Here is a 21,425-nt window from a genome sequence, read left to right as displayed (position 1 = left end):
TGTTCGGGGAGCGGCTGCTACAGGTCGAACTCCAGGTGCTCGATGTCCGTGAACCGGACCTCTTCCAGGCTGCCGGCGCGGCGGCCGCTGTCCTGGAAGTACACCTCCTTGAGTGCTTCGGCGGCGATTTCCCGCAGCTGCTGTTCGCTGGCGCCGGCCTGCTGGGCGTCGAAGAGGCGGGCGGCGTAGCGGGGTGGCAGGGCGACGGTCAGGTGCCGGATGCGGTCCTGGTCCGTGGAGCCGATCGGCGCGGTGTAGCCGAGGCGGGCGCGGGTGTCGATGACGATGCCGCCCGTGGTCGCCGCCGTCTGCCGGGCCTTGGCCCTGATCTGCGGCTGCCACCGCTTCTTCACCTCGCGCTCCAGGCGCGCGGCGAGATCGGGGCGCGGCTTCTTGATCTGGTCTTTCACGTACCGCTCGACGGTGCGCTGGGAGATCCGCAGCATCTGGGCAACGGCCTTGGTGCTCTTGAGCTGCTTGACCAGGTAGCGCATCTGCGTGGGCGCGCTCTTGGGTGCCGGGCGGGTGAACGCCTTCTGCACCGCGGCGTCCAGGCCGTCCCCGAACAGGCTCATCGCCTACTCCTACTCTCCGTTGTCGACGTCGGTGACGGTGCCGTCCTTGATGTACCGGGCGAGGTTGAGCTCTGGGGCGTTGAACCGCTCGCGGACCTCTTCGCCCCATAGGACGGTCTGGGTGCCCTCGTGCTTGACCAGGCCGGGGTTGATGCCGAGCTTGAAGCCGCCGGGCAGCGGCTTGCCGTCCCGGTAGGGCAGGAAGTCCAGCGGCGAGGTGCCGTCGGCCGCGTAGACGACGCAGTCGGACAGAATCGCGACAGGGTACTGCCCGGTCAACGCCGCGTGCTTCACGATCTTGCGGTGCAGGTTGATGCGGGTGCGGGAGATGACCGCCGCGCGGATGTCCGGCCGCCACGTCGGGCGGGACAGGGCCCGCCACGGCTCACCCGGCCGCCAGCCCTCCCCGCGCGGACGCTCGCGCAGCTTGCCCAGTCCGCCCTTGACCGTCGCCTTGATCGCCGAGACGACGATCGCCAGCTCCGGGTCACGGTCCTTGTAGCCGTCCATCGCCGCGAGGAAGTCGGCCGGCGCAAGGTTGGCGTCGACGCCGAGGTCGGCCATCGTGGCGAGGTAGGCGTCGCGCAGGCGGTTGTACCAGCCGTCCAGGTAGCGGCCGTTCTCCTGCCGCACCCACGCCTCCACCGGCCGCACCTCGTAGCCGAGCTCCACCGCGTACGCCACGGTGGGCGTCGCGTACCAGGCCGGCCCCTCGGGCCGCTCTCCCTTGGGTGTGAATGGGCTGGGCAGCAGCGAGCCGTCCAGCTCCACCCACTCCTTGCCGACCTTCACCTTCGACAGGTCGACGTGCGACAGGTCCACCAGCCACGAGCCGGGCAACTTCAGGTCAAAGGCCGGGTTCGTGACGTGCGTCGGCGCTCCGAGACCAACGGGCAGCCCGTTGGCGCCCGCCGCGAAAGCCATGTTCACGTCGATGCCGACCAGGTGCCGCAGAGTGCACTCGGCATCCGTCATCGGCCGCGCCCAGTCGTACGCCTCCTCGAACAGCTTCTCCGCCGGACCGCGGACGTGGAAGCGCGGCAGGTCCTTGAGTAGCGGGTGGCCGTCCGGGGCCTCGCACGGCGCGCAGTCCACCGGGTCCTTGCCCAGCGAGCCGGGGTTGTGCTCGGAGTGCCGCTTACCGTCGGCGTCCGGCTCGGAGGCCCGGGTCGCCGGGTGCAGCGCGGTCATCAGCTCCAGCCCGGTGACGGCGGTGGAACCGCGCGGCGTCATCACCCGGGACGCGTAGACGCCCAGCACGCGGGCGAGTTCGGCCGGCGGGAGCTGCCCGGCCTCGCCCCAGTGCCGGTTGTCCAGCACGTGCCACGACGGGATGCACAGCTGAACGCAGGCCCGCTCTGAACCCTGCGCCGGGCGGTAGATGCGCGCCCACGGCCCGAAGCCGCGCTTGGTCAGCTTCCACTCCGCGCGGGCCAGCTGCTTGATCACCTTGTGGCCCTCCGGCAGGCGCCCGGCAAGCCGCTCCTCCTCCGTGAGCGCGGTCGGGAGGCCGTAGCGCTCCAGCGCGGCCTCGGTGAGGACGAGCAGCGGGTCGGCGTCCTTGCCCGGGCCCGAGAGCTTCGGCTGACCGAACTTTGCCTCGCGCAGCGTCCAGTCCACCAGGGCCGGGATGCTCTTGGCGGGCACGTCCAGGACCAGGCCGCCGGTGCAGTACGCCAGCACCTGCCCGTCTTCGACGTCGACGACCGCGAGCGGTCCGTTCTCGAAGCGCGGGTCGCTGCCGCCTGCCGGAGTGCCAGCCGGGGCCGCCTTCTTCGCGCCCGGGCGGCGCGACGTCGACGTGCTCCTGGTGGTGCGCGCCGGATGTGGCGCGGCCTGCGGAGCAGCGGCGGGAGCGGGGGCGGTCTGGGTGTTCTCGTGTGCAGTCATGGCCGCAGCCTCGGAGGCCGGGTCTGCGGACAGAGCCTGTTCTGCCGGGGCGGGTGTGTCGGTGAACGTGCTGCTCGCGCTGCGTCACGAGGCCGCGGTGCTGCGCCGCCAACTCGGCGTCCAGCCACGCCTTGCGCGAGGTGCTCGGGGAGCGCCGGCCTTCGGGGTGGGTGCTGGCGAAGGTGCGCGAGGGGCGGGGCCCAGTCCGGGGTGTGCTGCGCACGCCGGACTGCCTCCAGACACAGGCTCGCCGAGAGGCCTCGTCTGCGCAGAGCATGCCAGCACGGCCGCGACCTGCACGGATGAGTTTTCGGCAAGGGCAACGTCGCCTCGCCGCAACGACTGCCGGTTTCGCCCGCGGCTCCAGCACTACGTACTGCAGGGTCCGGCTCGCCATCCAACCGTCCACAGGGGATCCCATGCAGGAAGCGCATTATCCGGGGCCGGTCGCGTCGCCCGGGGAGGAGGCCGAGGGCGGGCTTGGGCCGACCGTCGCGCTGGTCGTCATGAGCCTGACGATCGCGGCCGTCGGGGTCTACCAGCTGTGCGGTTTCGGACTGCACATCCTCAACCCACGCCCCCATCTGTTCAACGGTTTCGCCACGGCGGGAGTGATCGCCGCCACGGTGGCGGCAGGCGCCGCGGTCGGCAACCTGGCGTGGCTGCTGACGGCGTCCCGCAGACGGGCGGCGGCCCTCGGGGGCGGCTGCGACTCCGCCGGCGGCACCGATCCCATGCCCGCCTCCGGCGAGTAAGGGCCCGCGCACCCGTTCCTTACCTTTCCCCGCAACAGTGGTGGGCGGCCGGCCCAGCTCGCCAGACCCCGTTACCCTACAAGGCGTAGGGCCAGCGACAGGGGGGCGCGGCGAGCACTCCACTCTCGGCTGTCCGCTCGCTGTCCACTCCGTTTGCACCGGTCCTCTCGAGGTGACGTGTCACCCATGCCCATACAGAAGTCGGCCCTCGTCCCCCCGCAGCCCGGTTCCCGCGACGCCACGCCCTCCTCCCCCGGCCCCCGGCTGGGGCCCCGCGCCGCCTCGGCCACCGTCTGGTACCTGCGGCTGCTCGCTTTGCTCAACATCGTCGCCGTGGTCTCGCTGCCGTTCCGCGAGGAGGTCCACGAGCACAACGGGGGCGGGTTCTTCACGCCGTACCTGGCCACCGCCGGCCTGGTCTCGGCGGCGCTCGCACTGTTCCTGGCCATGGTGATGCGACGCCGGAAGCGGGCGGCCTGGGTGTTCAACCTGCTGCTCGCCGGACCCCTGTTCGCGCTCTACGTCCTCGCGCTGACCCAGGACCGGTACCAGGACCACGTCTTCAACTGGGTGTCCGCCGCGCTCACCGGCCTCTTCGTGGCCGCGCTGCTGATCGGCCGGCGCGAGTTCCACGCCATCGGCGACCGCTCCAACCCCAGACTCGCACTCGCCGTCGGAGCCGGCGGCATCCTCGTCACCGGCTCCATCGGCACCTGGCTGGTCGACATCACGAACAAGGCGCACGGCGGCGCCTCCCTCGCCGAGAAGCTCTTCTACGCCCTGCTGCGCGGCGTCAGCGTCGGACCGCTCGCCGACCGCGTCCCCGACGTGCACGCGCCCCGCTGGGTCGACATCGTCATCAACGTCCTGATGGCGGCCACCTTCCTGCTCGTCCTCTACGCCTGCTTCCGTTCCCCCCGCGGCCGTGCCCTGCTCGGCGAGGAGGACGAGAAGCAGCTGCGGGAGCTGCTCGACAGGCACGGCGAGCGCGACTCCCTGGGCTACTTCGCGCTGCGCCGCGACAAGGCCGCCATCTTCTCCCCCACCGGCAAGGCCGCCGTCACCTACCGCGTCGTCGGCGGCGTCAGCCTCGCCTCCGGCGACCCCATCGGCGACCCCGAAGCCTGGCCCGGCGCCATCGACGCCTGGCTGGCCGAGGCCCGCCGGCACGCCTGGACACCCGCCGTGATGGGCGCGAGCGAGGACGCCGGCACCATCTACGCCCGGCACGGCCTGGACGCCCTCGAACTGGGCGACGAGGCCATCGTCGACGTCGCCGACTTCAGCCTCGAAGGGCGCGCCATGCGCGTCGTACGACAGGCCCACAACCGGGTCCGCAGGGCCGGCTACACCGTGTGCTTGCGCCGGCACGAGGACATCCCCGACGACGAGATGGCCCGGCTCGTCGAGCTGGCCGACGCCTGGCGCGACGGCGCCACCGAACGCGGCTTCTCCATGGCGCTCGGGCGGCTCGGCGATCCCGCCGACGCCCGCTGCGTGATGCTGGAGTGCCGCGACGCCGACGGCCGGCCGCGCGCGCTGCTGAGCTTCGTACCGTGGGGCGAGCAGGGGCTGTCCCTGGACCTGATGCGCCGCGACCGCGACTCCGAGAACGGCCTGATGGAGTTCATGGTCGTCGAACTGCTGCTGCGTGGTGCGGAGATCGACGTACAGCGGGTCTCGCTCAACTTCGCCATGTTCCGCTCGGTCTTCGAACGCGGGGCGCGGCTGGGCGCCGGGCCGGTGCTGCGGCTGTGGCGCTCGGTCCTCACCTTCTTCTCCCGCTGGTGGCAGATCGAGTCCCTGTACCGGGCCAACGCCAAGTACCGGCCGGTCTGGGAGCCCCGCTTCCTACTCTTCGCCAAGAACGCGGACATCCCGCGCATCGGCATCGCCAGCGCCCGCGCCGAAGGCTTCCTCACCCCGCCCGCGCTGCCGTCGTTCACCCGCCGCAAGGAGCAGCCCGCACCGGCCGTCGCCGAGGCAGCCGTCAAGTCCCTCAACTGACGCTCCGCTGCTACCTGAACGTGCGCCAGACGCTCGGCTCATAGCACCGGGCTGGCCTTTCCTCGTGCTGGGCCGCTCGCTCAACAACATCGCCGGTTCCGCCGCCCAGTTGGCGGGCCTGACCCTGGGCGGCGCGGCGGTGGCGGTCCTGGGCGCGCGTCAGGCGCTGATGCTGGCAGCCGGGCTGCACCTGGTGGCGGCGGCCATAGTCCGGCTGGGCCTGCCGCGGCTGCCGGCGCCGCCCGCCGACGGCACGGTGGTCAGGGCCAGCCTGACGGGCAACCTCCGGCTGCTGCTGGCGCAGTGGCTGCCGTCCTCATTCATGGGCGGGGCCGAGGGCCTGATCGTGGCCTACGCCGGTCAGCGCCACGTCCCAGCCGGCGCCTACGCGCTGCTGATGGCCGCGCTGCCGGTGGGCATGCTGGCGGGCGACCTGGTGGTGGGCAGACTGCTGGCCCCGCGCACCCGGGAGCGGCTGGTGGTGCCGCTCAACTACGGCGCCCCAAGGGCAGCAGCCGAACTCGCCGACCAAGCCCGGCATGCCGCCGGTACCCGGCCGACCGCCGCGGCGACGTTGGCGGCCGCCGTCTACGCCCACGCCCTCAACCACCAGCCCAAGCAGGCCCGCGCCGCGCTCGCCGCCGCCGACGCCCTCATGAACCGGCTCCCCGAAGACGAGCGGTCGGACACCTGGCTGACCTACGGCGAGCAGAAGCACCACGTCCACCTGAGCCACGCCTTCACCACCCTCGGGGACACCCGTCGCGCCCGGGAGAGCCAGCAGCGTGCGCTGGAGCTGTCCGCGCCGACCAGCACGATGACGCGCACCCTGCCGAACATCGATGCCGCCGCCTGTGCTCACCACGACGGCGACCTGTTGTTGTCCTCTCCGCGCGAGCGGAGGTGAGCCGAGCACGCCCTTGAGTACGGCGTCGTCCTCGAAGTCCTCTCCGCGCGAGCGGAGGTGAGCTGGTGTAGTAGTTGCCCTGGCCAATCATGACGTCGTCCTCTCCGCGCGAGCGGAGGTGAGCCGGACTGGCGCAGGAGCGCGTCGACCTGGGCTTCGTCCTCTCCGCCGTGCTTGCAAGCGGGACCACCGGTCCGCTGTGATAATCGGTGGCCGTCTGGCCCCTGCCAGACGTGTATGTGGCTACCGGCTGGAGTGCCGCACGATCTGCCGGAGTCTCTTGGGCCTTCCCCCGTGAAGGTGGACACGCATTCGTATGTCATGCGGCGAGCGTGAGCTTAGCCGTGTGGTGTCGGTGCTCGTATTCGTTGGGGCTGAGGTGGCCGTTGGCGGAGTGCCGGCGGCGTGTGTTGTATCGGGTCAGCCAGGCGAAGACGGTTCTCCTGCAGGTGGCCCGGTCGCCGTAGTCGCGGGCGCCCTGGAGGGTCTCTCGTTTCAGGGAGGCGTGGAAGCTTTCGCAGGCCGCGTTGTCCGCGCTGCTGCCGATGGCGCCCATCGACCGGGTGACCCCGAGCTGGTCGCAGAGGTCGGCGAAGGCTCGGGAGACGTATTGCGACCCGTGATCTGAGTGGAACACGGCCCTCTCCAGGCCGCCGCGGGTGCGGGCGGCCATCCGCAGGGCGTCGGCGACCAGGTCCGTGCGCATGTGGTCGGCGATGGACCAGCCGACGACCTTGCGGCTGAAGCAGTCCAGCACGGTTGCCAGGTAGAGGAACTCCCCGTTCTCCAGGGGCAAGTAGGTGATGTCGCCCATGTATTTCAACCCCGGCCGCGGAGCGGTGAAGTCCCTGCGGAACAGGTCCGCGACCACCGAGGCCGCAGGGTCGGACACCGTGGTGCGGACCCTTCTGCGCAGGCGGATCCCTGTGATGCCGAAAGCCCGCATCACCCGTGCCACCCGCTTCTCGTTGACCCGTATCCCGGCGTCGTGGAGTTCGGCGGTGATCCGGGGCGAGCCATAGGCATCGCCGGAGGAGCGGTGAACGGCACGGATCTGCTCGGCCAGGACCTGGTCGTCCTGCTGCCGGGCCATGCGGGCGTCCGTCCCGGCCCGCCACTTGTAGTAGCTGGACCGGTTCACGTCCATGACCTGGCACAGCCGCTTCACCCCGAAGGCGTCCCGGTGGTCCTCGACGAACTTGAAGCGGCTCACCAGTTCGTCTCTCCGGCGAAATACTTTGCGGCCTTGCGCAGGATGTCCCGCTCGGTCGCCAGCTTGCGTTCGCTGGCCTCGAGCTCGGCGATCCGGGCTTCCAACTGCCGGATCCGCTCGTCCGGATCACTGGCCGGCGCCGCCTGGCCATCCCGGGCCGGAGCTTTGCCGCCCGCCGGCGGGGTGGCCGGACCGACACCGCGGCGTTCACGGTCCCGCAGCACCCAGGCTCGCAGGGTGTTCCTGTTGATGCCCAGGTCGGCGGCGATGCTCTTGTAGGTCGCCCCGGGCGTGGACTCGTACAGGGCCACGGCATCGGCCCTGAACTCGTCCGAGTAGTCCTTCATCGCCATCGGCGGTCTTTCTCGCTTCCTCCGGATCAAGCAGATCCAGTATCAGCGTGTCCACCACCCAGGGGGAGGCCCCGAGGGAGTCGTTTCGAGCCGACTTGGGGAGTCATTCCTTGCTTGCGGTCGTGATCGATGTCAGTGACTTTTGATGTCACTCGGCCTCGATCACGTGGACATTGGCCTGGTCCTCGATGGGCGGTGTGGCACGTGTCCTCGCGGCCTGATTGGGTGCTTTCGGCAGCCCGGGATGCCCGAGGAGGCGCAGCCTGCGGGCGTCTGGGCGGCCTTCTTCCGAAACAGCTCCCGGAGTCACGTACAGAGCCAGCAGGGAGCATCCAGCGTGACACAGGGAACGGCCACCGTGGCAGGGGAATCCAAACGGGAGCGCGCAACGTTCTCTATATGGGGGTGTGTGGAGAGAAGGTGAACGGCTACGGGCATTCCTTTTGGACCGCATCTGTCGGTGCCGGGGCTGTCACCGGTACGCGGTGTGGGTGTCGAGGCAAGCAGGGTTACCGTGCGGCTGGTGCGCCTTCCCCTCGATGTGGCTGCGGGGGGCGTCGGCCTGCTGACCGGGTATCTCGGTCGTGCTCTGCCGTGGCGGGGGGCGGTCCGGGGCGAACCGTCGGCAGATGGGGATTTCCCCGTGCTGTTGGTGCATGGGCTGGCGGACAGGGAGTCGGTCTGCGCGGCGCTGCGGCGGGGGCTGGGCGGCTTCGGCGCTGGGCCCTTCATCACGGTGAGCTATCACGCGCTCGGCCCGGACGTCCGCGCGGTGGCCCGGGTTCTGGGCGAGCAGGTGGAGCTGGCCAGTGCTCGCAGCGCCGGGCGGGCTGTGGTCGTGATTGGGTACAGCCTTGGAGGGCTGATTGCCCGCTACTACGTGCAGCGGCTCGGCGGGGACTTGCAGGTGCCGCTGGTGATCACGCTGGCGACGCCGCACGGCGGGAGCGCCGCGGCCCTGCTGGCACCGCCGCATCCGCTTCTGCGCCAGCTGCGGCCGAGAAGCGACCTGCTGGCCGAACTGGCCGAGCCGGCCGTGGGGTGCCGTACCCGGTTCGTGGCCTTCTACAGTGACCTGGACGAGGTGATCATCCCGGCCACCAGGGGCCGCATCGACCACCCAGACCTCGAGGCATGCAATGTGCTCGTGCCCGGCGTCGGGCACCTGACCCTCCCCGTCCACCAGCCGGTCATCGACCAGGTGCGCTCGCTGCTCACTGCGGCCCAGCAGGCCACGTCCGCCGCAGGCCCCCCACACGGCCACACCTTCAGTGTGAATGGACAGCCTTACGGCACAGCCGAGGTTCTTCGTGACAGCGGGAGGCAAACGGAGGACCCTGAGAGGTAGCCGATAGGAACGTCAGCACGTGTGCGGACGGACAGCATGGCTCTTTCGCGTAACCTCAAGGGCGCGCCGACGGTACGCCCGTATTGCTCCCAGGACGAACCGGGTGTGCGACAACTGATCGATGCCGACCGGCTGCCGGGGCAGCCGCACTGCACCCCGGAGAAGCTGGCCGCAGCGCGGCGCGGTCCTGTCCCCTTCCCCCTGGCTGGCTGGACGGTACCGACTCGGCCGCGGATCAGCGTTCTGGCCGATGCCGAGGACCGCCCCTACGGGATCATCGCGTACTTGTCCTGGACCGATGTGCGAACCGGTCTGATCTGCTGGGTCCACGCCCACGAGGAACCGCCCGCCCTGCGCGCCCTGATCGGCCACGCTCTTGCCGCACTTACCGACTGCACGTGGATCGATGCATTCGTGAGTGCTCCGCCGGGTCCCCTGGGTCCGGGCGGCCTGCCCTGCACCCGACGCGGCGCCACCCACGACGCCCTGGTGCAGACGGGCTTCACCGGCCGCTGCCAGGGCTGCTACCTGCACTGCGTGCTCCCTGCCGAGCCCCCGCCCGCCAAGCTGGTCGCCGATGTCTTCCCCTGCGACTACCCTCCGGGCCACCGCCTGATCATTCGTGAGGCCGCCGAACCGGTCGCCGAAGCCGTGGTCAGCGTGGAACCCGACCGCACCGCGACCGTCTACTGGATCGAGACCCTGCCCACCCGCCGCCACCGCGGCCTGGGCCACAAGCTGCTCAGCCAGGCCCTGGCCCTGCTGGCCGAGCAGGGTGCCACCGAGGTCGCTCTCGTCCTTGACGACGCCCAGCAGTCCGCCTCCGAGAGCCGGGCCGCCACCCGGCTCTTCCGTTCCTTCGGCTTCACCCTCGTCGACCAGCTGTGGACCTACCAGCACCCACGCCCCCAAGCCGCGCGGCCCGGCGCGTGAGCCCGAGGGTGTGACGGGAGCCCTGACAGCCAGGAATGGGGTGCGGCACCGGCTGGCCCGCCGACCGAGGCCGGTCAGCCGCAGACTGGGCGATGCGGGCCACCGAGGCGCCCGAGGCGGTGCAGGCAGCGCGGAGTTTGGGTCGTCCTGCTGCTGGTCCTGGTCGGCCTGCTGTTCATCGGCGCGCTCGGCTACGCCATTTACCGTCACCCGCAGCTCACCCAGCCGTTCATCGTTGCCCTGGCCTGTGCGACGGTGCTGGTCGCCATGGTGGCCGCCGTTGCCAGTGCCGCCGTCCGGTGAGCCCAGGTGGTCGATCACCTGCTCGGCCGCGTCCGGGGACGGTCGATCTTCTGGGCAAATAACCCTCTGGCGGCTTTGAGGATCTCATTCGCCCGCTTCAACTCGGTGTTCTCCTTGCGGAGTTGCATGAGTTCCTCGCGCTCGGCGGTCGTGAGCCGGTCGTCACGCTTGCCGCGGTCGGCCTCGGCCTGGCGGACCCAGCCGCGCAGGGCCTCCTTAGGGCGCTCCCGCACGCCCGGGGGAGGGGGTCGTCCGGCCCAAGCGGACCGCCACGAGGTCGTGCATGCTGGATCTACGGGGCAATACCGGAGACCTTGCCATGGTGAACCGGCGGCAGGAACCGGCCGCTGTGGGGAAGCCCCGACGAGGAGTGAGGGACCATGGCTGAACAGACACCGCCGTATGTCACGGACCAACCTCTGCAGGGCGACCTCGGACGGCGCATCGAGCGGCGGCGTAGGGAACTGGGACTCACCCGGGAGGAAGTCGCGTTCCGTGCCGGCATGGCCCCGAGCTATGTCGCGCACCTGGAGCAGTACAGCACGGCGGCACCGGAGGCGGGCACCCTGCTCCGGCTGGCCGGAGCCCTGCGGACCACTCCGACGGAGCTCGGCGGCGGAAACGTCGACCTGCCGCCCGGTATCGGACGCGCCGCTTGCAGTCCTCGCCTCACCGAACTGAACGAGGAGGAGTGCCGCAGACTGCTCTCGACGCACGGCGTGGGTCGCCTGGCGATACCCACCGAAGCCGCACCGGTCGTCGTTCCCGTCAACTACTCCGTCGTCGACGACGCCGTCGTGTTCCGGACCCGGGCGGACTCGGTGCCCACCCAGGGACGCGATCGCGAGGTGGCCTTCGAGGTCGACCGCGTGGACGACGCGTTGAGTCAGGGCTGGAGTGTCCTGGTATGCGGGCGCGCCGAAGCCGTGACCGACCCCGACGCCGTACGCCGCTTCGCCGAGCTCGCCTACAGCGAGCCGTGGACCGGAGGGGAACACGACCTGTGGATGCGGATCGAACCCACCGCAGTCACGGGGCGCCGCATCGACACGTGGTGAGCTTCCCCGGCAAGCGCCCGAACAGGTCCGCCGCATGAACCTCCCGTCACCGTCGGCCCGGCAACTCCCGAGCTTCGCCGCCGAATGGGCCGCCGCCAGGCCCCGCGCCGATGACGGGAGTCGCCGCACCACAACGAGTGGTCCGCGTGCCCCTGGGGCCGGCCCAGCCTTCCGTAAGCCGGGCGAACCGGCGTCTGCAGCGACGGGAGACCTGTGCGGCCCTCGATGAGGAGGAAGCCGGACTCGACGGCTTCCGCATAGGGGTGCCGCCATTGGCCGCCTTCAGCGGCTCGCGGCAGTGCCTGCACCGGCGCACGAGGGGCTGGCGGCGTTTCGGCCTGGCGGTGCTCCAGTAGAGGGATTAGCGTAATCCGCAGAGCAGTCGTGGTTCCGAAGTCGTTCGCCCGTGGGTCACCTTGCCCGCGGGTGCTTTGCTGTGCAGCCCTCTCCGGACCAGGGCGATCACCTCCGGACCTGCACCGTGCGGGCCCGAACCCCCTCGAAGGAGACAGGCATGGCCAAGGGCACTGTGAAGTGGTTCAAGGCGGAGAAGGGCTTCGGCTTCATCGAGCAGGAGGGCGGCGGCCCGGACGTCTTCGCCCACTACTCCAACATCTCCGGTCAGGGCTACCGCGAACTGCGGGAGGGCCAGCACGTGGAGTTCGACGTCACCCAGGGCCAGAAAGGCCCCCAAGCGGAGAACATTCGCGTCGTGTGACCCCAGCACCCGAACAGGCCCGGCATCGTGGGTGCCGGGCCTTGGTGCCCGGTTGCGTCTTATTACTCATCGGCTCCGGTTGCCGCGGTCAAACAGCCCAAGCTGTCGACGACGGCGAATTGGGCCGTCGTCGATACAAGTCGCGCATTACGCCAAGGACGGCATGCCGCAGACCGCATGGCTGCCGCCCTCGTTGCCGAAACGGCGCCTCCCGCTCTCGCCGCCCAGCGGCACTCGGCAGCCTCGAATGCGGGCTCGGGAAGTCCCTCAAGCAAAATCGCTGGCGTCCGGCTCGCTGCCTGCTCTCACTGACCGTGCACCCCGCCGCGTGAGGGGCGGAAGTCCGGATGCCTGCAGCACCGCCGGCGCCACCGTGGACGGGTCTCCGCTGGCCACCCATCGGAAGCGGGCCACCATCATCAAGTCGTCGACGCTCTCCCGCACGAACCCGTCCACGGTGCCGAGGCCGCCCGCGCGTTCACGCAGCACCACAGCGCCCGGCTCCTGATCATCTGCGATCTGCTGGAAGTCCTTCGTGTCGGGGCAACCCGAGAACGCATACACCCAGTGACTCATGCCTGGCCTCCTGCCGGGACACAACGACTGCCCCGTTGATCAGGCATTACGGCTGTGGTCCATTCGAAGGATGGCAGGACTGACTCCAAAGGGGTGGCGGCCGCACCCGTGCGCAGGTGCGGCTGCCGGAGGGAGGCTGGGCCTCGTCTTCCTTCAACGACCGGGCCGCCAGGACGCAACGGCCAAGATCACGTACTGACCGTGTCAGGCCGAAGGCCCGTCGCTGGGCAGCTCGCTCGCGTGCTCACCGGTGACCAGGTAGACCAGGTGCTGAGGCGCGAAGTCTGCGATCGGGGGTGTGGGGCATGACCGCAGGCTGCCCGATTCGCGGGGCGATACGGGGGTGCTCAGCATGGAAATGAACCCGAATGCCGTCGTTTCGCGGAGGTGAACCGCGATGAATCTGCCCGTGCACCACCGGCCCGGTCGGCTCCTGGAGCGCCGGTTCCCGGCCCTGAGCTGGGGTGAGCGAGTCGATCACTGCCGACTTCGACGACCTCTTCGAGCGGATGAACCGGTTCCTGCGGGCCGCCAGTACGGCACCCGGCGTCGGGGCCTGGTCGCCTCTGGCCGACCTGCACGAAACGGACGAGGCCTACGTGGTCGAGGCGGAACTGCCCGGGATCGAGCGCGAGGACATCGACGTCGAGATCGGCGACGGGGACCTGTGCATCACTGGGGAGTGTAAGCAGTGCGAGCGCGAAGGCGTCCTGCGTCGCAGCACCCGGCGCACCGGCCGCTTCGAGTACCGGGCGCTGCTCCCGGCCGACGTCGAAGCCGAAGAGATCACGGCGACGCTGGCCGACGGGGTGCTGACCGTCACTGTGCCCAAGGCCCAGGCGGCCAAGCCGCGCCACATCGAGATCACCCAAGCCTAAAGGCGGTAAGAAAGGGTGGTGGGGAGGGGTACCTGTCCCCACCGCCCGGGAGGACCGTCCCGAACCCAGGCAACCTCCGCGGTACCTGCCCGCGATAGGGCCGACCGGACCTCATTGGCCCAAAACCGCACAGACCGCCCACGCCTGGACGCGGGACCGGACGCAGAGGGCCACACCATGTCCGGTATCTACGCACTGATCCGTTCCGACGGCCGGCTGGAGTTCCGCGACGGCGTGCCGGAGCAGATGCACCGGGACACCGACCCCCATCACGGGAGGTCGGCCTCCTTCACCATTCAGCGCGCCTCATGGGACGGCAACGGCCTGCACGGTCACGTCGGCGACGTCTCCTGCATGGCCAGCACGTACCCGCCCAACCACATCGCCACCGCACTCGTGGCCGCCCTGGGCGGCCCGGACCAGTACATCTTCGGCAACCTGACCATCTGCGGCACACAGGCCTCCCCCGACAGCGGGCAACCGATCCTGCGCGGTCTCACCAAGGCACAACAGCACCTCATCCACGACGTGCACACCGCGGTCACCTAGGAAACCGACACCCTGGCGTAAGGCTGAAGACTACGAAGACCGGCGTCCTGCTCAGGCCAGCTCGTCGGGGGCATGCCCTGGGCCCATGCCCGGGGCGAACAGGACACACGCTCGATCGTGCCAAGCCGCTGCGTGATCGTACGGTCCCCCAGGACACCGATGGCGTCGGCGACCTTGGAGCTGTTCATCGGGCTCGGCAGGGTGCGGCTGCACACGGCTTGGATGCAGCCCCGCACCGAAGATCGGCAGGGGAACTTTCTGGTCAGACGATCCAAGAGCAGTAAATTTTCTTCATGGGGCAATTGCCGCAGGCATTATCTGAATGTCCTGGCTACCGCCCGGGTGACAGCCCACATCCTTCCCACAGCACCACCGGCGAAAGAAGGTGAACACATGAGCGGCATCGAGCAGGAGCCTCCCGCACCCGAGGAGACCGGTACCGCCGCTGAGGAAGCAGTGCAGCCTTCGGCTGAAGCGGCAGAGGAGACGCCTGGACCTGAGGGGGGTGAAGCCGCCGCCGAGGAATCGGAGGAGCCCCCGGCTGGTTCATCCTGATCCCACTCCCGCCGCGGCCCCGCCTGGCAGGACGGGGCCGCCGCCTACTGACGTTGTAGGTGTGGTGTCGTCAGGGTGAGTCCGGTGCCGGCAAGGCATCCGTCGATGAGGTCGGGCTGGTACTGGGCCTGGCGCAGTCCCCGCCGGAGGGCGCGCATGAGATGGGCGGGGTCGGTGAAGGCGGTATTGGCCTGGCAGCGCCTGCGGAGCAGGGACCAGATGCCCTCGACCGGATTGAGGTGCGGCGCGTACGGAGGCAGGAAGTGGACGGTGACCCAGTCCTGGGCGTCGATGAACGCGCGTAAGCGGCGGTCGCGGTGGACGTTGAGATTGTCCCAGACCAGGACGATCGGCTTGCCGAGCTGCTGGTGGGCCCTGATGAGCAGGTTGCGGTAGTCGGTCCACGCGAAGCTGCGTCGCCCGCCCGCCTTGTGGTCCGGGTGGACCATGGGCCGGTAGATGAGCCGTGAGCGCTCGCCGGGTTTGTAGCAGGCCAGGGCCGCGATCGAGATCCGCCGCTGGGAGCGTCCCCTCACCGTGACGACCGGGGTGACGCCACGACGGGACCAGGTGCGGGCGGTCGGCGGCGTCATCGAGAAGCCGGCCTCGTCCTCGAAGACGAGGTAGGCGTCGAGCGCCGCCGCGGTGCTTCCACGTGCGGGAAGGTCTCCTTCACCCACCCGGCTACGGCCACGTCGTCCCGCTCGAGTGCTCGTCGGGCCGGGACCTGGTGGCTCCAGCCGTGGCGACGCAGCATCTGCGAGATGCCCGAGAGTGTGAACGACTTGTGCAACCGCCGCCCGATCAAGGTCTTGATCCGGGCCAGCGTCCAGGTCTGGTCCGGCCAGCCTTGCGCGACCGGGCCCTTGGCCAACTCCTGCTCCAGTACGGCGAACAGCTTCTCGCTCAGCCTGGGCAGCGACACTGGTCCCACCGACCGAAGACCGTCCGTGCCGGTGTTCTGCCAGGCCCGGCGCCACCGCTGAACCGAACGCACGCTCACCCGTAAGTCCTTGGCGACCTCCGCGTTGGAGGCCCCGGCGCCGAACCGTTCGGCGGCCTCCATCCGGATCCGCTCACGAAACGCCTGCCGTTCAGGCGTCAGCCCACCACCCTGCGGATACCTCATACAAACGGCATACCGCGACGATCACACCCCGTCAGCCCCCAACGACATCACGCTTCCAAAGTCAGTAACTGTCGTCGCCCTGATCGACATCCTCAAAGAGGCCGCCCTGCGTAGCGGGATGCTCAAGGCCCTCGCCCCGGTCGGCGCTCGTGAGGCCATCGGCGAGGCGAAACTCCTCGAACGCCTGCTCCTGATCGCGTACGCGTACGGCACTAACTCGGGGATCAGTTTCGCGGCCGGCGAGCACGGGCACAGCGAGGAGGAGCTGCGCTACACCGCCCTCCGCTACCTGGCCGCCGCCAGCCTCAAGGCCGCCGGGATGTGAGCGCGGGCCCGTCAGGTCGAGCGTCGTCGTCAGCGCCGCCGACGGCCAGCGGACTTCCATCGAATGGGGTAGCGCTCGTGGGCCGTGTGCCGGTGGAGAGGGTGGGGGCGGGTCGGGCCACCTGCTTGCAGCCGTCGCCCCGTACATCGACGACGCCGTACTCGCCGACCGCATCGCCGAGGAAGAACGGCAGCGGAGGCAACTCAGGACATTCGCCGAAGAATGGGCCCGGTGACCTTCACCTGGGAAGCGCGGGAACACGAGTGACTCTCCCAAGTGACCTAGCCGCCAGCGCGCTCCGTCAACCCACGGCCAGGGGTGCCCAGCACCCGATGCGCGTGGTCACCTCGGTCATCTCACGTACCGTGGTCGGCTCGATGGTTGGGCTGCTGTTGTGGGCGCAATTGCCCGTGGTGGCGCTGGGCTGGACAGCGGGCGTGGTGCAGTCCGGCTCCATGCGTCCCGTCCTCATGCCGGGCGACGTCGTTCTCTACCAGCCACCATCGCGCGACCACACCGGCGGTGGGCCAAATCGTGCTGGTCCAGGACCCCGCCCGACCCGGCCGTCTGCTTACCCATCGGGTCTACCAGGTACGTCCCAACAACGACCTGATCACCAAAGGTGACGCCAACTCCGCACCGGACTCCACCCCGATTCGGCTCGCGGCGCTCCGAGGCGTAGCACGGTTGCGCGTGCCCGGGGTCGGGCTGCCGGTCCAGCTCTGGCGCGCTGAGCTGGGTCGTCGCCGTCAGCTGTGCGCCACGTTCCGCCGCCCGCTCAGGGTCCTTGCCCAGGCCGTTCTTCGCTCCCTTGCGGCGGAGGTGGGACCGCTGGTCCTCACCGCCAGGTCGAACGTCACTGGTCGCCGGAGCGTCGCGGTGTTGTCATGGGTAGGGAGACGGGGCGTGGGCGAGCGGCCGCGAAGGCCGGGGCGCCGCGCCGTCGCGAAGCGGAGGAGGCCGATGCCATGCTGCACCGCCGCACGGTCGGTGACGTGATGACCGAAGAAGTCATCACCCTCCGCCCCGACACACCGTTCCACGAGATCGCTTCCCTGCTGGACGCGAATGACATCGCCGCGGCCCCGGTCATCGATGATGAGGGCGTCCCCATCGGTGTCGTGTCCGCGTCCGACGTGCTGCGGCATGAGACCGGCATGCCCGATCCGCAGGGGCAGTACGGGAACGACGAGCGCGCGTGGGGCAAGGCCCGGGCCCGGACCGCGGGCGCGCTCATGAGCGGCCCTGTCTTCACCGCCCGTGCCGACTGGACGATCCCCCGGGCCGCGCGGGAACTCCGCAGGCGGCACGTCAAGCAACTGCCGGTCGTCGACGACCATGGGCTCCTGACTGGAATCGTCAGCCGTAGCGACCTGCTGAACGCCTTCATCCGCTCCGACGTTGAAATCCGCGGCGAGGTCGAGCGGGACGTCCTGGGGCGCATCCTCGGCCTGGAAGAGGGCACTGTCGCGGTCGAGGTTCGGGACGGTGCCGTTACCCTGCGGGGTCACGTCCCGGAACCGCGTCTTGTCCCGGTGGTCGTGGGCCTGTGCCAGGGCGTCGACGGTGTCGCAGCCGTGGACGCCCACCTTGCGGCCGCCCGGGCGGACTAGGCAGTTTCGTTTGGATCAGTCGGTCGTTGGTCCGGATGTGCCGTTAACAGATGCGCAGTGGGCGCGGATCGACCCGTTGCTCCCGGACCGGACGCCGCAGCGGGGCGGCCGCTGGCGGGATCACCGCCAGGTGATCGACGCGATCGCCTTCAAGTTCCAGACCGGAACGCAGTGGGTGCACCTGCCGGACAGGTACGGAAACTGGCGCGGCGTCTACAACCGGTTGCGGATGTGGGCCGTCGACGGCACTTGGGAGCGGGTGTTCACCGCGCTGATGGCCCAGGCCGACGCCGATGAGGACCTGGCGTGGGCTGTGTCGGTGGACTCCACAATCGTGCGCGCTCACCAGCACGCTGCCGGGGCCCGTAAAAAGGGGCACCGGCCGGCGAACCTGCCGACCACGCCATCGGCCGATCCCGTGGCGGACTGACCACGAAGATCCACCTCGCTGCTGATGCCCGCTGCCGGCCTCTGGCGTTCGTTCTCACCGGGGGACTGGCCGGCGACGCGCCTCCTTTGCGGACGTCATGGCTCGCCTGCGCGTTCCCCGACGGCGTGGTCGTCCGCGTACCAGGCCGGACGTGGTCCGGGCGGGATCGCGGCCGTCCAGAGCCGATCCGCGGCACCCGAATGGCCTCCAGAACCGGCTGGAACTGCGGGCTGTCGTGCCGGTGCCCGGCGGTGACGACCAGCGACAACGGCCTCTGACCCTGCTCGCAGGCCAGGTGAATCTTCGTGGTGAACCCACCCCTTGACCGGCCCAGCCCGTGGTCATCGGGCTCGATGGCGACACCACCAGGCGCTTCCTTCTGCCCCGCACCGTCCCGGCGGGCACCGGCCGCATGCTGGTGAACCCGGCAGATGGTGGAGTCGACGTTGACCTCCCACGTGATCAGCCCGGCCTCATCGGCCCGCGCCTGTAACAGCGTCAGCAGCCGGGCCCACACCCCCTGCCGCTGCCATCGCCGGTACAGCCCGTACACGGTCTGCCAGGGCCCGTACTCACGCGGCAGGTCACGCCATGGAACACCGGTCCGCACCCGCCAGCGCACCCCATTGATCAGCCGTCGCCGCCCCGGCCACCTACGACTCACACCTGCCGCAGGCAGCAACGACTCCAGCACCGACCACTGCGCATCAGAAAGATCCCCACGCCCCACACGGCGATCATCACCGTACGAGGGAGTGTCATGAATCAGGTGTGATCTTCCCCGAAGGAGTCACCTGATGAGTACGACGACGGATCACCGGATCGAGACCCTGGGCAGCGTGTCGCTTGCCGTGGCCGACGGCAGTGTCCAGGGTGCCGACGTGAAGTCGATGCCGGTGTCGCCGAACGGTCTGTCCAGCGAACTGCTGGAGGAGCTGGCCGCGCTCGCGGCCGAGAAGGTCCGCGGGGAGGGGCTGAGACTGATGGGCGAGGGCGGGCTGCTGCCCGAACTGGCCCAGCATCTGATGCAGGCCGCCCTGGAGGCCGAGATGGACGAGCACCTGGCCGCCGAGGCCGGCCGGGTCGGCGGGCGCGGATCTCGCTCGGGCGGCAACATGCGCAACGGCTACCGGGCCAAGAAGGTGATGACGGAGGTCGGCGCCGTGACGGTGCAGGTCCCCAGGGACCGGCTGGGTACCTTCCGGCCCCGGATGCTGCCCGTGTACGCCCGCCGCACCGGCGCGCTGGACGACCTGGTGATCTCGCTGACCGCGAAAGGCCTGACCTCGGGCGAGATTGTCTCCCACCTCGCCCAGACGTACGGAATGACGACCACGAAGGAGACCATCTCCACGATCACCGACAAGGCCCTGGAATCGATGGCGGAATGGCGCACCCGCCCCCTCGATCCGGTCTACCCGGTCGTCTTCATCGACGCCGTGCACGTCAAGATCAGGGACGGTCACGTCGCCAACCGGCCCATCTACGTGGCCATCGCGGTCACCACCGACGGCTACCGCGAGATCCTCGGCCTATGGGCCGGGAACGGAGGGGAAGGCGCCAAGTACTGGCAGACCGTCCTGACCGAAATCAAGAACAGAGGCGTCCGGGACGTGCTCATGCTGGTCTGCGACGGACTGAGCGCCCTGCCCGACGCGGTGAACACCGTCTGGCCCCAGACCGTCGTGCAGACCTGCGTGGTCCACCTCATCCGCGCCAGCCTGCGCTATGCCTCCCGCCGCGACTGGGCCGACGTCGCCCGCGACCTCAAGCCCGTCTACACCGCCGTCAACGAGGAAGAGGCCCGTGCACGGCTGGCCGACTTCGACGCCACCTGGGGCAAGCGCTACCCGTCGATCGCGGGAACCTGGGAACGGGCCTGGAGCGAGTTCGTGCCCTTCCTCGGCCTGCCCGACGCGATCCGGCAGGTCGTCTACACCACCAACGCGATCGAGTCCCTCAATGCCCGCTACCGGCGGGCGGCCCAGGCCTGCGGGCACTTCCCCAACGAGCAGGCCGCCCTCAAACGCCTCTACCTTGCCACCATCGCCCTCGACCCCACCGGCCGCGGCCGCCAGCGCTGGAACAACCGCTGGAAGTCCGCTCTCAACGAGTTCGACGTCCTCTTCGACGGCCGGCTCACCGCCGGAAGAGTGTAGGCCGAACAGCCCACCGAACAACTCGTAGGCCAAACAGACGAATCACACCTAATTCCTGATAGACCCCGGCCCCTCGGCGCGGCCGACTCCTGGCTCCGCAACGCGCTGGCCGCCGGCACGGCAGCGGGTTGAGCCCCGATGCAGATGATCGGCCAGACGGCGTCCAGCGGGCGGTTCTGCCGGATGGCGAGCTCGTCGGCGACCAGTCGGCAGCCTTTCTGATCAGGTCCCGTGAGACCTCGATGCCGTACATGCCGGCTTTAAAAGGACGTTTGTGCTGCTGATGTGCAGGTTTAGCTGTTTTGTGAGTCGCCCGGGATCGACCGATTAACGCACCTTGCATCGAATATGCAGTGGGAGAGTCGGTTGCCGGTGTGGCGTGTTGTCGCGTTCTGTCTTAACAGCTGCTGTCCGGTTCGAGCTGTTACTGCTGGTCATGGTCACCGCTGCGAGCGTCTGCGACAACGAAGCCGGCAGACAGCTCCTGACCCGCACCGCAGCCACCCATCCCGCGATAGGCAAGGTGTGGGTCGACACCGGCTACAAGAACCAGGCCGTCGAACACGGCGCGAGGCTCGGCATCGATGTCGACGTCGTCCCCCGCGATGCCCAGGTCAAGGGCTTCTCCGTTCTGCCCAGGTGATGGGTCGTGGAACGAAGCCTCGGATGGATCATGATGTGCCGCTGACTGGCCCGCGACTGCGAAACCAGCCCCGAACCCGAGAGCATGATCCGCCTCGCAGTGATCTCCATCCTCGCCGAACGCGCAACCGGCGAAACCACCCCAACCTGGCAGGATGTATAAACCGCAACTACTCACGAACTGTATGAACCAGATGCCCTTTTATACGCAGCCGGGTGGGTTTGCGGGGCCTGTGCAGTCCGTGTTCGTTGTTTGCGTTGTGGTTTTTGTTGTCTGGGGTGTTGCTTCGGCGTTTGTTGCGCCTGCTGTTGCGGTGAGGAGTGCGGCGATGCAGAGCGCGCCGGCGAGGTGTCGGATGTGTTTGCGGGTGTTTGTCGCCATGATGCTCTCCCTCTGGTTTGGGGTGGATTGCTCCTTGTTTGCCGGTTTGGTATTTCAGCTTGGTGGTGTGGCTGGACTGCTGTCAATCACTTTGTTTTCCGTGGTCAATGGCTTGGTGGGGTGTGTG

The 21,425-nt window shown here is 69.3% G+C and carries 21 protein-coding genes, 3 pseudogenes and 1 CRISPR repeat array; of the genes and pseudogenes, 15 read left to right on the top strand and 9 right to left on the bottom strand.

The annotated features are described in order from the left end of the window. Positions 1-17: 17 nt before the first annotated feature. Both TNCT6_RS38820 and TNCT6_RS38815 read right to left on the bottom strand, forming a co-directional pair. Positions 18-575 (bottom strand): XRE family transcriptional regulator, encoded by a 558-nt coding sequence (locus TNCT6_RS38820; protein ID WP_141367821.1) that lies wholly within the window; start codon positions 573-575, stop codon positions 18-20. A 9-nt stretch (positions 576-584) separates the two neighbouring features. Beyond that, positions 585-2,465: a transcriptional regulator gene (locus tag TNCT6_RS38815; RefSeq protein ID WP_141367820.1), complete on the bottom strand. Its 1,881-nt coding sequence runs from the start codon at positions 2,463-2,465 to the stop codon at positions 585-587. A gap of 419 nt (positions 2,466-2,884) precedes the next feature. On the opposite strand from TNCT6_RS38815, the gene TNCT6_RS38810 reads away from it, so the two are divergent. The 3 genes and pseudogenes from TNCT6_RS38810 to TNCT6_RS41560 form a co-directional block, all read left to right on the top strand. Beyond that, positions 2,885-3,220 (top strand): hypothetical protein, encoded by a 336-nt coding sequence (locus tag TNCT6_RS38810; RefSeq protein WP_172633323.1) that lies wholly within the window; start codon positions 2,885-2,887, stop codon positions 3,218-3,220. 186 nt (positions 3,221-3,406) lie between these two features. After that, the gene (locus tag TNCT6_RS38805; protein ID WP_141367819.1) at positions 3,407-5,227 is read left to right on the top strand and encodes a phosphatidylglycerol lysyltransferase domain-containing protein; all 1,821 of its coding nucleotides are present in this window, start codon (positions 3,407-3,409) and stop codon (positions 5,225-5,227) included. Between the two features lie 64 nt (positions 5,228-5,291). Beyond that, positions 5,292-5,717 (top strand): annotated as a pseudogene (locus TNCT6_RS41560) (MFS transporter); the annotation flags it as partial. Between the two features lie 392 nt (positions 5,718-6,109). Continuing rightward, a CRISPR array of direct repeats spans positions 6,110-6,319; the repeat unit is 27 nt; unit sequence GTCCTCTCCGCGCGAGCGGAGGTGAGC. 134 nt (positions 6,320-6,453) lie between these two features. Here TNCT6_RS41560 and TNCT6_RS38795 read toward each other — a convergent pair. After that, positions 6,454-7,700 (bottom strand): IS3 family transposase gene (locus TNCT6_RS38795; RefSeq protein WP_141367788.1). Its coding sequence is split into 2 segments (ribosomal slippage): positions 6,454-7,358 and positions 7,358-7,700, totalling 1,248 coding nucleotides; the frame shifts between segments, so codons are not numbered across the junction. Positions 7,701-8,223: 523 nt separating this feature from the next. Between TNCT6_RS38795 and TNCT6_RS38790 the strand changes: the two genes are divergently transcribed. Together TNCT6_RS38790 and TNCT6_RS38785 are read left to right on the top strand one after the other, a co-directional pair. After that, the gene (locus TNCT6_RS38790; protein WP_253266548.1) at positions 8,224-9,048 is read left to right on the top strand and encodes a lipase; all 825 of its coding nucleotides are present in this window, start codon (positions 8,224-8,226) and stop codon (positions 9,046-9,048) included. 36 nt (positions 9,049-9,084) lie between these two features. After that, positions 9,085-9,981, top strand: a complete 897-nt coding sequence (locus tag TNCT6_RS38785; protein ID WP_141367817.1) for a GNAT family N-acetyltransferase — start codon at positions 9,085-9,087, stop codon at positions 9,979-9,981. A 317-nt stretch (positions 9,982-10,298) separates the two neighbouring features. Here the strand turns inward: TNCT6_RS38785 and TNCT6_RS38780 are convergent, their stop codons facing one another. Continuing rightward, positions 10,299-10,517: a hypothetical protein gene (locus TNCT6_RS38780; protein ID WP_141367816.1), complete on the bottom strand. Its 219-nt coding sequence runs from the start codon at positions 10,515-10,517 to the stop codon at positions 10,299-10,301. Between the two features lie 147 nt (positions 10,518-10,664). Here TNCT6_RS38780 and TNCT6_RS38775 point away from each other — a divergent pair, with 147 nt between their 5' ends. Both TNCT6_RS38775 and TNCT6_RS38770 read left to right on the top strand, forming a co-directional pair. Beyond that, the gene (locus tag TNCT6_RS38775) at positions 10,665-11,342 is read left to right on the top strand and encodes a pyridoxamine 5'-phosphate oxidase family protein (RefSeq protein ID WP_141367815.1); all 678 of its coding nucleotides are present in this window, start codon (positions 10,665-10,667) and stop codon (positions 11,340-11,342) included. A 514-nt stretch (positions 11,343-11,856) separates the two neighbouring features. Next, entirely contained in the window at positions 11,857-12,060 is a 204-nt protein-coding gene (locus tag TNCT6_RS38770; protein WP_141367814.1) for a cold-shock protein, read from the top strand. Positions 12,061-12,327: 267 nt separating this feature from the next. On the opposite strand, the gene TNCT6_RS38765 is transcribed toward TNCT6_RS38770, so the two are convergent. Continuing rightward, positions 12,328-12,636 carry a hypothetical protein gene (locus TNCT6_RS38765; RefSeq protein ID WP_141367813.1) on the bottom strand — a complete coding sequence of 103 codons (309 nt, stop codon included), beginning with the start codon at positions 12,634-12,636 and terminating at the stop codon, positions 12,328-12,330. A 464-nt stretch (positions 12,637-13,100) separates the two neighbouring features. On the opposite strand from TNCT6_RS38765, the gene TNCT6_RS38760 reads away from it, so the two are divergent. From TNCT6_RS38760 to TNCT6_RS38750, 3 genes are all read left to right on the top strand, one after another. Next, the gene (locus TNCT6_RS38760; protein WP_253266547.1) at positions 13,101-13,514 is read left to right on the top strand and encodes an Hsp20/alpha crystallin family protein; all 414 of its coding nucleotides are present in this window, start codon (positions 13,101-13,103) and stop codon (positions 13,512-13,514) included. A 177-nt stretch (positions 13,515-13,691) separates the two neighbouring features. Beyond that, positions 13,692-14,063 carry a hypothetical protein gene (locus TNCT6_RS38755; RefSeq protein ID WP_141367812.1) on the top strand — a complete coding sequence of 124 codons (372 nt, stop codon included), beginning with the start codon at positions 13,692-13,694 and terminating at the stop codon, positions 14,061-14,063. 159 nt (positions 14,064-14,222) lie between these two features. Beyond that, positions 14,223-14,618, top strand: a complete 396-nt coding sequence (locus TNCT6_RS38750; protein ID WP_141367811.1) for a hypothetical protein — start codon at positions 14,223-14,225, stop codon at positions 14,616-14,618. Positions 14,619-14,662: 44 nt separating this feature from the next. Here TNCT6_RS38750 and TNCT6_RS38745 read toward each other — a convergent pair whose 3' ends face one another. Beyond that, entirely contained in the window at positions 14,663-15,211 is a 549-nt protein-coding gene (locus tag TNCT6_RS38745; RefSeq protein ID WP_253266415.1) for a transposase, read from the bottom strand. After that, positions 15,208-15,747 carry a winged helix-turn-helix domain-containing protein gene (locus TNCT6_RS38740; RefSeq protein WP_141360300.1) on the bottom strand — a complete coding sequence of 180 codons (540 nt, stop codon included), beginning with the start codon at positions 15,745-15,747 and terminating at the stop codon, positions 15,208-15,210. Before TNCT6_RS38740 ends, TNCT6_RS38745 begins: the two co-directional genes overlap by 4 nt. On the opposite strand from TNCT6_RS38740, the gene TNCT6_RS41840 reads away from it, so the two are divergent. Next, positions 15,632-16,072 (top strand): Tn3 family transposase, encoded by a 441-nt coding sequence (locus TNCT6_RS41840; RefSeq protein WP_308789497.1) that lies wholly within the window; start codon positions 15,632-15,634, stop codon positions 16,070-16,072. The genes TNCT6_RS38740 and TNCT6_RS41840 overlap by 116 nt on opposite strands. 301 nt (positions 16,073-16,373) lie before the next feature. Here TNCT6_RS41840 and TNCT6_RS40380 read toward each other — a convergent pair whose 3' ends face one another. Next, entirely contained in the window at positions 16,374-16,544 is a 171-nt protein-coding gene (locus tag TNCT6_RS40380) for a hypothetical protein (protein WP_172633321.1), read from the bottom strand. A 496-nt stretch (positions 16,545-17,040) separates the two neighbouring features. Here TNCT6_RS40380 and TNCT6_RS38730 point away from each other — a divergent pair, with 496 nt between their 5' ends. After that, positions 17,041-17,685, top strand: a complete 645-nt coding sequence (locus tag TNCT6_RS38730) for a CBS domain-containing protein (protein WP_141367809.1) — start codon at positions 17,041-17,043, stop codon at positions 17,683-17,685. A 10-nt stretch (positions 17,686-17,695) separates the two neighbouring features. After that, a complete protein-coding gene (locus TNCT6_RS38725; RefSeq protein WP_172633320.1) occupies positions 17,696-18,115 on the top strand; it encodes an IS5 family transposase in 420 nt (139 codons plus the stop codon). Positions 18,116-18,359: 244 nt separating this feature from the next. On the opposite strand, the pseudogene TNCT6_RS38720 reads toward TNCT6_RS38725, so the two are convergent. Then, a pseudogene (locus TNCT6_RS38720) lies at positions 18,360-18,779 on the bottom strand (IS5 family transposase); the annotation flags it as partial. A gap of 226 nt (positions 18,780-19,005) precedes the next feature. Between TNCT6_RS38720 and TNCT6_RS38715 the strand changes: the two are divergent. Together TNCT6_RS38715 and TNCT6_RS41980 are read left to right on the top strand one after the other, a co-directional pair. Then, complete coding sequence (locus tag TNCT6_RS38715; RefSeq protein ID WP_141366885.1) at positions 19,006-20,274, top strand: IS256 family transposase; 1,269 nt, start codon at positions 19,006-19,008, stop codon at positions 20,272-20,274. A gap of 421 nt (positions 20,275-20,695) precedes the next feature. Beyond that, a pseudogene (locus TNCT6_RS41980) lies at positions 20,696-21,079 on the top strand (transposase); the annotation flags it as partial. Positions 21,080-21,425 lie beyond the last annotated feature (346 nt).

Origin of the sequence: Streptomyces sp. 6-11-2, from assembly GCF_006540305.1 — a bacterium.
Lineage (GTDB): Bacteria > Actinomycetota > Actinomycetes > Streptomycetales > Streptomycetaceae > Streptomyces.
This window is presented reverse-complemented; position numbering and strand designations above follow the sequence as displayed.